The organism is Parabacteroides sp. PH5-46, from assembly GCF_029892785.1.
Taxonomy (GTDB): domain Bacteria; phylum Bacteroidota; class Bacteroidia; order Bacteroidales; family Tannerellaceae; genus DFXE01.
Map to the genome: position 1 here is coordinate 30,359 of NZ_JARXXA010000008.1, position 14,347 is coordinate 44,705.

Annotated in this window: 11 protein-coding genes; 9 read left to right on the forward strand and 2 right to left on the reverse strand. The window is 45.4% G+C overall.

The features are described 5' to 3' along the window. Nucleotides 1-40: 40 nt before the first annotated feature. Genes M2470_RS09860 through mgrA form a run of 3 tightly spaced genes read left to right on the forward strand, consistent with a single transcriptional unit; the run spans nucleotide 41 to nucleotide 2,813 of the window. Complete coding sequence (locus M2470_RS09860; protein ID WP_280744978.1) at nucleotides 41-625, forward strand: nucleotide exchange factor GrpE; 585 nt, start codon at nucleotides 41-43, stop codon at nucleotides 623-625. A 28-nt stretch (nucleotides 626-653) separates the two neighbouring features. Further along, entirely contained in the window at nucleotides 654-1,802 is a 1,149-nt protein-coding gene (gene dnaJ / locus M2470_RS09865; RefSeq protein WP_280744977.1) for a molecular chaperone DnaJ, read from the forward strand. An 18-nt stretch (nucleotides 1,803-1,820) separates the two neighbouring features. Next, nucleotides 1,821-2,813 (forward strand): L-glyceraldehyde 3-phosphate reductase, encoded by a 993-nt coding sequence (gene mgrA, locus M2470_RS09870; RefSeq protein ID WP_280744976.1) that lies wholly within the window; start codon nucleotides 1,821-1,823, stop codon nucleotides 2,811-2,813. 5 nt (nucleotides 2,814-2,818) lie between these two features. On the opposite strand, the gene M2470_RS09875 is transcribed toward mgrA, so the two are convergent. Beyond that, entirely contained in the window at nucleotides 2,819-4,534 is a 1,716-nt protein-coding gene (locus M2470_RS09875; RefSeq protein ID WP_280744975.1) for a serine protease, read from the reverse strand. A 172-nt stretch (nucleotides 4,535-4,706) separates the two neighbouring features. On the opposite strand from M2470_RS09875, the gene abc-f reads away from it, so the two are divergent. Genes abc-f through M2470_RS09890 form a run of 3 tightly spaced genes read left to right on the forward strand, consistent with a single transcriptional unit; the run spans nucleotide 4,707 to nucleotide 6,825 of the window. Beyond that, nucleotides 4,707-6,296, forward strand: a complete 1,590-nt coding sequence (gene abc-f, locus M2470_RS09880; protein ID WP_280744974.1) for a ribosomal protection-like ABC-F family protein — start codon at nucleotides 4,707-4,709, stop codon at nucleotides 6,294-6,296. A gap of 50 nt (nucleotides 6,297-6,346) precedes the next feature. After that, nucleotides 6,347-6,511, forward strand: coding sequence for a hypothetical protein (locus tag M2470_RS09885; RefSeq protein ID WP_280744973.1), 165 nt, complete (start codon nucleotides 6,347-6,349; stop codon nucleotides 6,509-6,511). Continuing rightward, entirely contained in the window at nucleotides 6,508-6,825 is a 318-nt protein-coding gene (locus tag M2470_RS09890; RefSeq protein ID WP_280744972.1) for a hypothetical protein, read from the forward strand. The genes M2470_RS09885 and M2470_RS09890 overlap by 4 nt, the downstream gene beginning before the upstream one ends. Before the next feature lie 20 nt (nucleotides 6,826-6,845). Here the strand turns inward: M2470_RS09890 and M2470_RS09895 are convergent, their stop codons facing one another. Further along, the gene (locus M2470_RS09895) at nucleotides 6,846-8,069 is read right to left on the reverse strand and encodes an MFS transporter (RefSeq protein ID WP_280744971.1); all 1,224 of its coding nucleotides are present in this window, start codon (nucleotides 8,067-8,069) and stop codon (nucleotides 6,846-6,848) included. 99 nt (nucleotides 8,070-8,168) lie between these two features. Between M2470_RS09895 and M2470_RS09900 the strand changes: the two genes are divergently transcribed. The 3 genes from M2470_RS09900 to M2470_RS09910 all read left to right on the forward strand — a co-directional run bounded on the left by M2470_RS09900 (nucleotide 8,169) and on the right by M2470_RS09910 (nucleotide 14,316). Continuing rightward, complete coding sequence (locus M2470_RS09900) at nucleotides 8,169-9,422, forward strand: site-specific integrase (RefSeq protein ID WP_280744970.1); 1,254 nt, start codon at nucleotides 8,169-8,171, stop codon at nucleotides 9,420-9,422. 815 nt (nucleotides 9,423-10,237) lie between these two features. Continuing rightward, complete coding sequence (locus tag M2470_RS09905) at nucleotides 10,238-12,217, forward strand: FISUMP domain-containing protein (RefSeq protein WP_280744969.1); 1,980 nt, start codon at nucleotides 10,238-10,240, stop codon at nucleotides 12,215-12,217. An 89-nt stretch (nucleotides 12,218-12,306) separates the two neighbouring features. After that, complete coding sequence (locus M2470_RS09910; RefSeq protein ID WP_280744968.1) at nucleotides 12,307-14,316, forward strand: FISUMP domain-containing protein; 2,010 nt, start codon at nucleotides 12,307-12,309, stop codon at nucleotides 14,314-14,316. Nucleotides 14,317-14,347: the final 31 nt, after the last annotated feature.

Sequence of the window (14,347 nt, forward strand, 5' to 3'; positions counted from 1 at the left end):
ATTTGCTTACTATTTATTGAATGAAAAATAATAATGGATTATGAGCAAGGAAAATCATAATAACAACATGGAATTCAACGAGAACGATGAATTCATGGGTGGAGAGGATGCGACAAATTTGCAGGATGCGACAGAAAAAACGTCAGGCGATTCTGCAGAAGGTGACAATGTGGCGGAGTCTTGTGATGAGCTGCAGAAAAAATATGATGAGCTGAATGACTCGCATTTACGCCTGATGGCAGAGTTTGATAATTATCGCAAACGTACGCTTCGCGAGAAAGCCGACCTGATTAAGACAGGGAGTGAATCGGCACTGATAAATCTGCTCCCGGTACTGGACGACTTTGAGCGTGCTCTGGAAAATATACAGAAAGCCGAAAATATAGAAGGAGTGAAGGAAGGAGTCGATCTTATTTACAGCAAATTTATGGCTTACCTGACACAGCAGGGAGTAAAGCCTATTGAATCGATAGGGAAACCTTTCGAAACGGAAATGTTTGAAGCTGTAGCGATTATCCCCGCTCCCGAAGAAGACTTGAAAGGAAAAGTACTGGATAGCATACAAACCGGATATACCTTATATGACAAAGTAATTCGCCATGCCAAGGTAGTAGTAGGGGAATAATCAAAACAAACAAAAGAATTAAACAAAAATGGCTAAACGAGATTACTACGAGACTCTGGGTGTTGAAAAGAACGCCACAGCAGAAGAAATAAAGAAAGCATATCGTAAAAAAGCGATAGAATATCACCCCGACAAGAACCCGGGCGACAAAGGCGCTGAAGAGAACTTTAAAGAAGCAGCAGAGGCTTACGACGTATTGAGCGATGCCCAGAAACGCCAGCGGTACGACCAGTTCGGACATGCGGGAGTAGGCGGTGCTTCCGGTGGTGGAGGCGGCTTTGGAGGCGGTATGTCTATGGACGATATCTTCTCTCAGTTTGGCGACATTTTTGGTGGCCACTTTGGCTTTGGCGGTTTTGGAGGCGGTTCACGTGGCGGACGTCGCGTAAACAGAGGCTCCGACCTGCGTGTGAAAGTAAAACTTACCCTGTCAGAAGTAGCCAAAGGGGTAGAAAAGAAAATAAAGGTAAAAAAATATGTTCCTTGTTCGACTTGTAACGGTAGTGGGGGAGAAGGCTCAAACGCCACCAAAACCTGTGATACCTGCCATGGTAGTGGTGTAGTAACGCGTATAGCCAATACTATATTGGGACAGATGCAGACGCAATCAACCTGTCCTACCTGTAATGGCGAAGGAACTATTATTACGAAAAAATGCCATGTGTGTAGTGGCGAAGGCATTGTAAAAGATGATGATGTCATTACATTGAACATTCCGGCCGGAGTGGCAGAAGGAATGCAGCTGTCTATGAGCGGGAAAGGAAATGCTGCCCGTCATGGAGGCGTGAATGGCGACCTGCTGATATTGGTAGAAGAAGAACAACATCCGGAGCTGATTCGCGATGAAAACGACTTGTTATACAATCTGTTGCTGAGTGTTCCGCAAGCAGCCTTGGGAGGTAATGTGGAAGTGCCGACGATTGAAGGAAAAGCTAAAGTGAAGATCGATCCGGGAACCCAACCGGGCAAAGTGTTGAGGCTGCGTAACAAAGGCTTGCCCTCCATTAATGGCTATGGTACAGGTGATTTGCTTGTCAATGTAAGTGTATACATCCCGGAAACGCTCTCTGATTCAGAGAAGGAAACCTTAAATGGCCTGGAAAATTCACCGAATTTCCAACCTAAGAAAACAGTCAAAGAAAAGATATTCAATAAGTTCAGACAAATGTTTGACTAAATACTTGAAAATTAACCTATGGAAGCATACAAAGCGAGTGAAAAACGGTACGACGAGATGACGTATCGTCGGTGCGGACGGAGCGGAATCCTTCTTCCGGCTATATCCCTTGGCTTATGGCATAACTTCGGGAGTGTAGATGTGTTCAACCATTTTATCAAGATTGCCCATACGGCTTTTGATAATGGGATTACTCACTTTGACTTGGCAAACAACTATGGGCCGGTGTATGGTTCTGCCGAAGAAAACTTCGGGCGTATCCTGAAAAAAGGGTTGGGAAACTACCGGGATGAGCTGATTATCTCTTCCAAGGCCGGCTATGACATGTGGCCGGGGCCGTATGGCGACTGGGGAAGCCGTAAGTATCTGATGGCAAGCCTCGATCAAAGCCTTAAGCGGATGGGCTTGGACTATGTGGATATATTCTACTCGCACCGCCCGGATCCACAGACTCCTATTGAAGAAACGATGGGCGCTTTGGTAGATATCGTACGACAGGGCAAGGCTTTGTATGTAGGGATCTCTAATTATGATGATGTACAGGCCAAAGCGGCTTTGGAAGTGCTGAAAGAACATAAAGTGAGATGCCTGATCCATCAACCGAAATATTCGATGTTTGAACGCTGGGTAGAGCCAAAGTTGCTCCCATTGCTGCAGGAAGAAGGCGTTGGCGTGATTGCTTTCTCTCCTTTAGCGCAAGGTTTACTTACCAATCGCTATCTGAATGGTATACCCGAAGACTCACGGGCTGCCAAATCGACAGGCTTTCTACAGCGTAACCAGGTAACAGAGGAAGTAGTAGCCAAAGTACGCAAGCTGAATGATATTGCCGTTAGCAGGGGACAAACCCTGGCTGAAATGGCTTTGGCCTGGTTACTGAAAGACGATAGAGTAACAAGCGTGTTGATCGGTGCCAGCTCTGTAGAGCAGTTACAGGATAACCTGAAAGCCCTGAAGAACCTGTCTTTCTCGGCAGACAAATTAGAGGCTATAGAAAAGATACTGGCATAAACGTCTTATTGACAGTTCTCCCGGATTAAACGCTTGGCAAGCGGGTCATTTAGTGCTTCGGCTTTGTTGAATGCCTCGCATGCCTCTGCTTTTTTCTTTAATCTCAGATAACAAATACCCCTCAGACGATAGCAGGCTCCGAAGTCGGGAGCTATATCCAGGGCTTTCTGCAAGCTGGCCAGTGCCTCTTCGTACTTTTGCATGCGGACATAAATCGAGGCTTCTTCTGCCAGATAATCAGGAGAGTCAGCATTCATACTGATGGCCTGCAGGATATCTTCCAGAGCTGCTTCCATATCTCCTTTCTTGAATTTGGCCTGTTCGCGGTAGTAATAAAAGCTATCGTTTACCTGTCCGTTTACCAGCTTATAGTATAAATCGTAGTCTTCAACTACTTGTTCGTATAATCCCAGTTGGTTCTTGTAATTGATGCGTTCCAGTATATAAGGGGCAGATTCTATTGGGCTCAGTCGGGTAATTGTGCTGTCTAACAGTGCGATAATGTCGCTGATCTGTGCTCCCGGAATCCTATCCAGGGTAGTAGCAGCCATGTAATAGCTGTTAGCAGAGGCGTGCTCACTCTCGTTTACTTTCATAAAAGAGGCATAAGCGCTGGAATATTCTTGCAGATAGAAGAATATCTCTCCTTCGAGCAGCCTGTAAGCGGGCAGATCTTCTGTTTCGATTGCTTGGTTGATGGCTGATAAGGCAGCGCCTATCGACCAGTTTTTGTCTGTCAAAGTAGTATTACTTATCGCAACGGAATAGATTGTCTTGGCTTGATTATAATAGATATCCCCTTTGTTCTTACTGTATTGTCCGGCAGTGTTGATGTCTGCCAGTGCCAGTTCTAAGTATTTAGCTTCTTCGGCGGGCGAAGAGGCTAAGGCGGCTCTGTTGTTCGCATAATGCGTAGCCCGGCTTAAATAACCGTCTGCAGCATGGGGGAAAGTAGCGATGAAATCATTCAACGTTTCCAGGTATTTTTTTGGTTCTTGCGAGCTTGACAGCAGAAACAGCGAAACAGATGCCTGCTCAATGTCTGCCGGCCAACCTTTACGTATGCCTATATTGGTATAAACTGAATTAAAAGCGTCCGTAGCAGACACTTGTAGCGATTGAGTATAGCTTGCCGATACAGCATACGAATTTTCTTTCTTGCCGGAAGCATCAGCCTGTGCCAGTCCGAATACTTGTCCGGAAGCCAATAACAAAGGCGCATTTTCCTGTTCCGATTCAATAGGGAAGGTTACCTTGTAATAGCTGTAGGGATCTTTCAGTTTGCTTACTTCCGCTATTGAGCCCTGCTTAAAGTTGATGGCTTTTCCTGTACTGAACGAGAGCAGGTAAACCGGAGTACCCGTTGCAACCGGGTCGTTGGCCAACGGAAGGAAGGTTACTTTCTTGTTTATAGTCACCTTAAAACGTACTACATCGTAAAGGTCGTCGGCTCCCATGATGGATGCAACATTGTATGTAGCTCCATCAGCATCCGTAACAGTGGCTCTTTCTGCCCCCTTAAAGATCGAATAGGCGGAAAGTGCCTCCCCGTTTTCACTGATGAAAAAACCGTTGGTTGTTCCTATTTTGCGATCTCCTTTATCAAAGGTAGTAACCGATACAACAGCCTTTTTACTTTTCTCCATCCACTTGGGCGCATTTTGTGCGAAAATAGTAAAGCTGAAACAGCAGACAATAGTAAGTATAATTAGTCTTTTCATCTTATTGTTGATTTAATAAGAGGCAAAGATAAAATAAAAGTATTATCTTTGCGCCGAACTTTATAATTACTTCCATGTAGGATATATCTAATTTTTCCCGCCAGGGGTGACATAATTCCTTTATTAGATAACCTTTCCGCAGTTTTTGCGGATACATTTCCTTTTTTTACATATGAGTATTATAGTGCAAGGTGTAAGTTACATACACCCGGATAAAGAGACCTTATTCCGTAATATAAGTTTTACAATAAACAAGGGTCAGAAAGTCGCGTTGATTGGTAATAACGGCTCGGGGAAATCAACCCTTTTGCGCATGATAGCCGGAGAGTTACAACATGCCGGTGGCGATATAATCTGTTCTTCCACTCCATATTATGTGCCGCAACACTTTGGTCAGTATAACCAGCAGAGCGTTGCGCAAGCCTTACGTATAGACCAGAAACTGGCAGCTTTGCATGCGATTCTGGAGGGCGATGCATCGGAGGCTAATTTTGCCTTGCTGGATGATGACTGGACAATAGAGGAGCGGGCGCAGGTTGCTTTGTCTTCCTGGGGGCTGGATCATATCCACCCGGATCAGCCGATGGATCAATTAAGCGGAGGCGAAAAGACAAAAGTCTTTCTCTCAGGTATCCAGATACATACTCCGGAGATTGTGTTGATGGATGAACCGACCAATCACCTCGATCTGGAGAGTCGTCGAAAGCTATATACCTTTATCGATTCGGCTAATCTTACTTTACTGCTTGTAAGTCACGATATAAACCTGCTGAACCAATTGTCTTTTATGTATGAATTAAGTAAGAACGAACTGACGGCTTATGGAGGCAATTATGATTTTTATAAGGAGCAGGAAGAACTGAAGCTACAGGCGATGCAGGCCTCACTGGATGAGCGGGAGAAAGAACTCAGACAGGCAAAGAAACTGGCGCGTGAAGTAGCCGAACGCAAGCAAAAGGATGACATAAGGGGAAAGAAAAGAAGCGAGAAGCAGGGAATACCCCGTATCGTTATGAATCAATTGAAAAGTAAAGCGGAGAATAGTACAGCCAAGCTGAAAGATGCCCATGAGGACAAGATGGATGCCCTAAAGGAGGATATAAAGCAGATACAGAATAGTCTTCCGGATAATCGGCTGATGAAACTAAACCTGAACTCCTCTTCGCTACACACCGGAAAAGTGCTGCTGACAGCTAAAGATGTTGATTTCCGTTTCGGAACGGATCAGCTATGGCAACAGCCACTCTCTTTTCAGATACGGAGTGGAGACCGCCTGTCTATAGCTGGACGAAACGGATCAGGCAAGACCACTTTGCTGAAGATCATCACCGGAGAGCTGAAACCACAGTCCGGCGATTTGGTAAGAGCAGATTTCAGTTACACATATATTGATCAGGAATATTCCATTATCGAGAAGTCGCTTACATTGCTGGAACAGCTTGATAAATATAACACATCGCACCTGCAAGATCACGAGTTGAAAACCCTGCTGAACCGTTTCCTATTCCCCCATTCGGTATGGGACAAACAATGCGGAAGCCTGAGCGGTGGAGAGAAAATGCGTCTATTACTATGCTGTCTACTGGCAGGAAACAATACCCCAGATATGATCCTGCTGGACGAACCGACAAACAACCTGGATATCCAGAGTGCCGAAATCCTCACCTCCGTTATCAAAAACTATAAAGGAACAATATTAGTCGTTTCTCACGATCTGCATTTCGTTAAAGAAATAGGTGTTGATAAATCAATAGATTTGTAATATAATCTATTGATTTTATTTGTTATCTTTGTTGTAAATAATTTATGACTATGAATTTACGGGATCAAAAACTTTCTTATGCTGCAGCTGACAGATCGATAAAAAGTAGCAAGAAAGGCAAGACAATATCTGAAAACGATATGAAAAATGGGATATCTGTTGAAGAAGTAAAAAAACAGGTTCACAAACATATTGATGAGTTGTTTGCTGAATGAAGATAATTTATCATAAACAAGTTGTTAAATATCTGAATGAACTTGTTGATGTTTTGTATGAGCAAGACTATTTTGGTTTTAAAGAATCCGCATACGATTATGTGGATTGGATTTTAGACAGAGTATCAAAAAATATTGGGACCATGCCACCAAAAGCAGCACCTGAATATTTCTCTAAATATGGCGAAAACCTTTCATATATTCGTTTGAAAAGAAATACTCAAACAACATGGTATGTTTTCTTTAATCAGGAAAATGATTTGTTTCATATTCGTTATATCAGTAACAATCATATAATTGCCCAATATTTATGATACAGTAGTTAGCCGACCTCTCACCTCTCACCTTTCACCTTCTTCAAGTTCGGCAACAGGCAGGTGATTAGGCCGAGTAGGGGCATATAGGCGCAGACGTTGTAGACGGCTTCTATGCCGTGTATGTCGGCCATTTTTCCTAGGATGGCGGAGGCAATACCTCCTATGCCGAAGGCAAATCCGAAGAAAAGTCCGGATACGAGTCCTAGTTTATAGGGGAGTAACTCTTGTGCGTAAACCAGGATGGCGGGGAAAGCCGAAGAGAGCATCAAACCGGTACAGAAGCTGAGGATAATCGTCCACAGCAAGCCTACGTGAGGCATCATAAGGGCAAAAGGAGCCGCTCCCAGAATGGATGCCCAGATGACATATTTCCTGCCGATTTTGTCGCCGACCGGACCGCCCAGCATCGTACCGATAGCCGTTGCACACAAGAATACAAACAGGTATATCTGTGAGTGTTGCACCGTTATTCCAAACTTTTCAATCAGATAGAACGTATAATAACTGGACAAACTAGCCATGTAAACATACTTTGAAAAGATAAGTATAAGCAGAATAGCAATGGAAAAGACTGTTTTTTCCAGTGGCAGAGGTGCTTCTGTATGGTTAATGGTCGCTTTTCCTTTTGCGGCATGAAGTTGCAGCCATTTCTGATACCAGTGGGAAACGGGCATCATAACCGTAATGGCGATGAATGCCAGGATAGAGAAATATCCGATATTCTGCCGTCCGTAGGGAGCCACGAGCAGTGCCACCAACAAAGGCCCCAGGGCGCTCCCGAAGTTGCCTCCCACCTGAAATAAAGATTGTGCTAATCCCCTTTTTCCGCCGGATGCCAAAGAAGTAAGCCGGGAGGCTTCCGGATGCAGGGTAGATGAGCCTATCCCCACCAGAAAAACAGAGCACAATACCCAGTAAAAAGTACTAGAAAAGGCCAGTGATAGTAGGCCTACCAACGTAAAACTCATGCCGATAGGCAGCGACCAGGGAGAAGGTCTTTTGTCGAAAAACAAACCTACCAGCGGCTGGAATACCGATGCCGACGACTGATAGACCAAGGTAACAATCCCAATCTGACCAAAACTTAGCGCCAAATCGCCTTTTATAATAGGATATGAAGCCGAAATAACCGATTGTAAAGCATCATTCATGCAATGAATAATACTGAGAGATAGTAGGATACGAAAGACGGTTCCGCTAACTAGAGGTGATTCGTCTTTGTTTGAGGATGCTGTTTTCATGGCTGCAAAGATACGGAGATATTTGTGATTTATAATTAGTCGTTATATTTGTATTATATGAGAATACTATGAATAAAAACATCAAAAAACAAAATCCTTATGTGTACAATTAGTATCAATCTGCGGCCTTCCGGCAAGGGTTTGGAGTCTCCAGGCAGCTTGTTTGTCCGCGCGGTACATCGCCGGGAAGTGCTTACTTTAACGCTCCCGTACCGCCTCTATCTCTCAGAGTGGAATGCGGAAGAACATTGTGTGATATGCCCTTCTGGATCAGCTCTCGAACGTCGGGAGTACCTGCTTGAAACAGAGCGTTCTCTGCGGGACGATATGCGCCGTCTGAAGGAACACCTCGCCAGTCTGGAATCCAAAAACCCCGTTTATACGGTGCGCGACGTACTGGACATCCTTCGCTGTCGCCGGGGAAGTTGCCTGTTGAAAAGCTATGCCTCTGCCAAAGCTGCCGAACTGCGCTTGCAAGGCCAGGAGCGAACCGCCGAGGCCTACCTCTCAGCCGCCCGCTCACTGTTGAGGTTTAACGGTGAACGAGATATCCCGCTAAATACTCTGGATGCCTCACTCATACGCCGTTATGAAGCTTGGCTGAAAAATAGCCGTCTCTCGCTCAATACCGTTTCCTTCTACATGCGCAACCTCCGTGCACTCTTGAACCGAGCCGTCAGCGAAGGCCTGATCGAAAGTCCACATGCAAACCCATTCTCACAAGTCTACACCGGCGTACAGCCAACGCGCAAGCGAGCCTTAAGCAAAGAAGAAGTAAGAATACTGGATAAATTAGACTTTACAGATGATAGCCTTTCCTCAAAGAATGTCGGATTGCAGCAGGCATTGGATATCTTTTTGTTCTGCTTCCATGCCAGGGGAATGTCGTTTGTAGATGTGGCATACCTGAAGAAAACAGATGTGCGAGACGGTGTAATCTCTTACCTGAGGCGAAAGACAGGTCAGTTACTCGAACTACGCATCACCCCTGCGATGCAGTCGATAATAGAGCACTATGAAGAAGCAACGAAGGACATCCCCTTCCTCTTCCCGTTGATCCGTGAGCCGGACAAACCCCATCGTCCCCAGTACCTTGCCGCCCTGAAGGTTCAGAACAACCGCCTGCACCGCATCGAACGCCGACTGGGCTGGAAAAAGAAGCTGACCACCCACGTCACCCGCCACTCCTGGGCTACCATCGCCAAAGGCGAACACCTGCCCCTATGGGTCATCAGCGAAGGACTGGGGCACGCCAACGAGAAGGTAACCTATACCTACTTAGCCTCTTTCGACCGCTCAGTCATGGACAAGGCCGTAGATAAAGTCTCCGCCGCCATCCGCCGAGCCGGATAAAAAAATACCATCACTTGCTAAATGATGGCAGGGAGAAGGAGAAAAAGGAAATTGTGATTGAATAACAGCAATTTAGATATCCCCAAAAGAGCTTTCCGTGTAGACAAAAACACAAACATTGTAAACAAGGGATAAAAGTCCGGAAGGACTTATAAGTGGATAACCCCTTGCAAGCGTAGCGCAGCTCGGGGTAAAAGGAGACACTGCAAATCACCTGAGCTCCGTAGGAGTTCAATCTGTCTTCTCCGATGTGACACTTGAATGGATAGTAGAACTCCTATCGGAGTTCCACAGATGGTGGGGAGGGTTGCTCCTCTACCCCGAGCTGCGCTGTCCGACCCCGAGCTACGCTGCGCTTGCAAGGGGTTATCCATCTATAAGCCCTTTCGGACTTTTTCTGCAAATTATCCTGATGAGGAAAAAGTTTCATGCCGATGAGAATTTTTTCTCACCCGCATGAGAACTTTTTCTCAACGCCATGAGAATAAATTCTCACCCAGGTGAAACTTTGAGTTTCACCCTATGAAAAATAGTGAAACTCGCAGGACGCTGTATATTAACACCTTGGGTTTTCCTGTTAGCGTTTTCAGTTGACTATTTTCTATATTTAATAGGTAGAAGGGGTTGACTCGGTTTATTTAGTTTTCGCACCTTTTCTACCTGCTTAAACAATCGGACGTTTTTGTTAACAATCGGTAGAAAGGAAAAGAGTACGTTTGCAGCAGATTAGGAGACATTCTCCCATCCCCTGCCATCACTTAGCAAGTGATAGACGGGTTTATTGAATTATTATTAACCATTGACTATTAACGCACATGAGAAAGCGAATCGTTTTTCAATGTATGCTGCTAGCCTTCTTATTAATGATGTTGGCATGTAGCGATGAAACAGTGTTTACTTCTCCTACCGAATCGGGGGGTGAAGGAACCGTAACATTTACGCTTCCCTTTGTACAAAAGGGAGCAGTAACCTACGCAATAGCCGGAGAGAGTGAAAATACCCTTTCCGATCTTACTATTTACATGTTTAATTTTGACTCTAAAAAGCTGGATAAGGTCTTCCGGATGGAGGATATTTCGCTAGGAGGATCGGGCACTAGTCAGACAGCAACTATCAATGTGACAGGTAGATCAGGCAAAAAGACTTTCTACTTTGTGGGAAACGGCAAAGATCGTTCGGCTGACCTGGAGAACATCGATGCAGGCTCTACGTTGGAGTCTGACTTCCTTGAGTCCATAACGGATATGCATACCGACACGCTATCTACTCCCTTGCTGATGTCCGGCTCTACAACGATTACGGAAGTAAGTACTCCGGACGATAAACCTTTGGAGTTGAAAGTAGACTTAAAACGTCGCGTGGTACGTCTGGACATCGACAATAACCCGAAAGAGACGAACTTTGACGTAAAGAAGATCCTTGTCTCCAAAGCCAAGCTGCGCGGCTATGTCTTTAACGGTTCAACCGGTACTCCAGCAAAGCCTATAGAAGAGGGTAACTATCAGCCTATTGCGATTGAACCCCGAAAGCCTCAGACACCTGAACGTCTGGACAGCGTCTTCTACCTGTACCCCACAACTATAGGAGTAGGAACAGGTAAGACAGAAATCGCCCTGGAAGGTATCTTCAATGGTGAAACAAAGGTCTACAACCTTAATATCGCCGACCTCGAAGCCCAGCCGAATAAACGCTACATCCTGAAGGTAAAGACGGTAGACCTGAACAAAGCCGAGATGGAAATCAAGGTAGAAGACTGGGTAGATGAAGTCATAGGGCCGGCCAACCCTGAAACCGACCTGGTAACCTTCTCAGCTATCAAACGCACAGACGCCACAGGCATAGTAGTAGAGGCGAACGATACCTACAACCTGACAAAAGTCACAAAGGAAGGCAAGCTTACCTTCACCACCTCCTCCTTCAACGAAAAAGGCACCAAAGCAGAAGTAAAATACAACTGGGGCAGCGCCTCTTCGTACGGAGATTTTGTAGTCAACACCCCAACCCCAGCATTAACCTACAGTGGCGCCTCATACGTTCAGGAATACGAAATAGATATTCCGAACATAAACGGCAGCAAAGTCCCTGTAGAAGTAGAAATCACGATCCGCAACGAAGCCAACCCCGATCAGAAAAAAATGATCACGCTATACGCCAATCGCTACTTGGATACCAAGCTGTATCCGGTATTGATAGACGACACCTACTTTGCCCCTGTGAATGCCGGTGTAAGTGGTCCGGATGCTAAGGTGACTGATCCTGGCTTATTCTATCAATGGGGGCGTAATGTCGGTTTTACTTATGAAACAGGAATCAACCCAACTGATACAGTTACTGGTCCGATTAGTGCCGAAGAAGCCTCAAGAGTAAATAAATTTATTCTAGCTTCCAATACGCCTTATGACTGGCTAAGCCCTCAAGATAGTGCCCTTTGGAGTGAGACGAATGGACAGGATCCTTGTCCGCAAGGCTGGCATGTAGCTACAGAAGCAGATTATAGAAAAATTAAGACGCTGTATGGAGCAGGAGGATATGCAAATAATACCAAAGTGTCATTCACTAATGGATGCTTGGAAGTACAAGGCGATAACGGAATAGATATTCTCTATCTCCCAGCCGCAGGATTTCGTTCCTATTATGCTCCAGGTTCTTTGCGCGACTATGGTATAAGTGGCAACTATTGGTCTTCGGATGCAAACGAGACACATGCTGTTCGTTTACACTTTAGTTCGTCGCTTTTTCCTCTGGGATTTGAGAGTCGTGCATATGGTCTTTCCGTACGCTGTGTACAAGAGTAGAGCAGTCAGTGACTGCCCAGCTTTGTAGCCAGTAGTAGCCTCAGGCTACTGGGCTACTTGAATTTTAAACATTAAACTTTAAAAGAAAAATGAAAACAAAATATACAAAACTAACAATGATACTGGCTGCTCTGGTGCTGATGTTGGCGCCTTCCTGCAGCAACGAGGAAGAGTATGTGGATACTCCTTCCACTCCGGTTCGTGAAGGCTTTATCACCTTCCGTCTGCAAGGAAAAAGACAACCTGTGAGCTATGCAACAATAGCTACTGCCAATGAAAATGCAGTAGACTCTCTTGAAATCTATATGTTTAACGACCGCTCGGCAGAAAGCCTACCCAACTTATTGCAAAAGGTATTCCGCGTAAGCAGTGACGACCTGGAACAACAGGATACAGACCTGAAAGCAACAGTGGATGTAACCGGACGTACAGGCAAACACACCTTCTACTTTGTAGCCAACGGCAAAGGCAATGCTTCGGCTTTAGGCAATGTAAATGCAGGTGCAACAACGGAAGAGGACTTTCTGGAACGCCTCTCTGATGTACAAAGCGGACTCCTTGAGACCCCGCTTCTGATGACAGCCCGCAAAATAATAGAAGATGTAGAAGATGCCAAGGACGACGATCTGAAGGTGAAACTCCTCCGTCGTGTAGCCCGTTTCGACGTGATAAACGATGCTTCAGAAACCAACTTCACGATAGAAAATATCATCATAGAGAATGTCAACCTACAAGGCCATGCCTTCGGCGATGCAACCGGTATCCCCGAACCAACTCTGACAAAAGGCACACTGCCACTAATAGAGTACAGCAAGGAAGCCAACGCCAACACCGCTACTGCTATCGAGAGCCTGTTCTACCTCTATCCCACAGAGATAGGAGCAGACAAGTCCATCATCTCTGTTGAAGGTACCTTCCTGGGCGAGCGCCGCATCTACAGTCTGAAGAACAACCAGCAGATTGAAGCCAATAAACGCTATACGCTAAGAGTGCAGAAGGTAGAAAAGAAAGAGCCGGAGCTCAATATACAAGTCGATGATTGGGCTGACGACGGAGGCACCCATGAGGCCAAACCCGAAACAGACGCTATGACAGTAAGCGCAGCTGTCCTGACAGGTGGTGCAGGTATCCAGGTAACGGACAAGATCTATGATATCACTAATGCCACTACCACAGGCACAATCAAGGTTCCGGTAACAACTTTCAACAAATCTGGTACACACGTAGATATTACTTACCTACACGGAACAGGCAACGGAACAGACAGAATTATCGTCACCTCCCCCGAACCCACCCTTACATACGCCGCAGGCTACATGCAAGAACACAAGATTGAGATCCCGGTACAGAAAACCCCTCTTCATGCCCGAATAGAGATAGTCAACAACTCCAAGCCTGAAGAAAGAGACACCCTCTACATCAACGGTGTGCCAAACTACGACACCACAAACGAGAAACCCGTCCTGTTCGGAGATATCTACTGGGCTCCGGTAAATGTAGGAGCAACAGAAGTCGGTACCACAACAGAAGTAGAACATCATGGATTATTTTATCAATGGGGACGCAACGTAGGCTTTACCTATGCTGCAGGACTAGGAACAATCACCGATACGATTATGGGCCCATTGGATTTGGAAACAGCGACAACAGGCGAAGCTAAAGATATGTTTATCAAGAGCACAAACGATTCACTTACCGATTGGTTAACCCCTCCGGGTAACAGCTTATGGTCTGGTGCGAACTATCAAGGTCCTTGTCCTGAGGGTTGGCATATTCCTACAAAAGCGGAATTAATGTTGTTGATAACTGCTTATGGTGAAGGTTATACCGCTAACGAAGGGAAGGTTATTTTGAATGATACAGATAAACGTTTAGAAGTCAAAGGGGATAATGGAACAGATATGCTTTACTTCCCTATCGCCGGGCATCGAGGTTCTTATGGCTCGTCAGTCTTACAACACACGCAGGCACGTTATTGGTCGTCTGAGCCAAATCCTAAAAATGCAAATGTATTCATATTATTAATTACTCCCAAAAGTCTAGAATTGAGTGCCGGCGGACGTGCGCTTGGGCGAACGATCCGCTGCGTACAAGATTAAATATTTTTCATACATAATAATGTTTTTGGTT

Excerpts from the sequence above, each read along its gene's own strand:
- M2470_RS09875 (WP_280744975.1), bottom strand. The coding sequence starts at position 4,534 with ATGAAAAGACTAATTATACTTACTATTGTCTGCTGTTTCAGCTTTACT.
- mgrA (WP_280744976.1), top strand. The coding sequence starts at position 1,821 with ATGGAAGCATACAAAGCGAGTGAAAAACGGTACGACGAGATGACGTAT.
- M2470_RS09900 (WP_280744970.1), top strand. The coding sequence starts at position 8,169 with ATGTGTACAATTAGTATCAATCTGCGGCCTTCCGGCAAGGGTTTGGAG.
- abc-f (WP_280744974.1), top strand. The coding sequence starts at position 4,707 with ATGAGTATTATAGTGCAAGGTGTAAGTTACATACACCCGGATAAAGAG.
- M2470_RS09910 (WP_280744968.1), top strand. The coding sequence starts at position 12,307 with ATGAAAACAAAATATACAAAACTAACAATGATACTGGCTGCTCTGGTG.
- M2470_RS09905 (WP_280744969.1), top strand. The coding sequence starts at position 10,238 with ATGAGAAAGCGAATCGTTTTTCAATGTATGCTGCTAGCCTTCTTATTA.
- M2470_RS09895 (WP_280744971.1), bottom strand. The coding sequence starts at position 8,069 with ATGAAAACAGCATCCTCAAACAAAGACGAATCACCTCTAGTTAGCGGA.
- dnaJ (WP_280744977.1), top strand. The coding sequence starts at position 654 with ATGGCTAAACGAGATTACTACGAGACTCTGGGTGTTGAAAAGAACGCC.
- M2470_RS09885 (WP_280744973.1), top strand. The coding sequence starts at position 6,347 with ATGAATTTACGGGATCAAAAACTTTCTTATGCTGCAGCTGACAGATCG.
- M2470_RS09860 (WP_280744978.1), top strand. The coding sequence starts at position 41 with ATGAGCAAGGAAAATCATAATAACAACATGGAATTCAACGAGAACGAT.
- M2470_RS09890 (WP_280744972.1), top strand. The coding sequence starts at position 6,508 with ATGAAGATAATTTATCATAAACAAGTTGTTAAATATCTGAATGAACTT.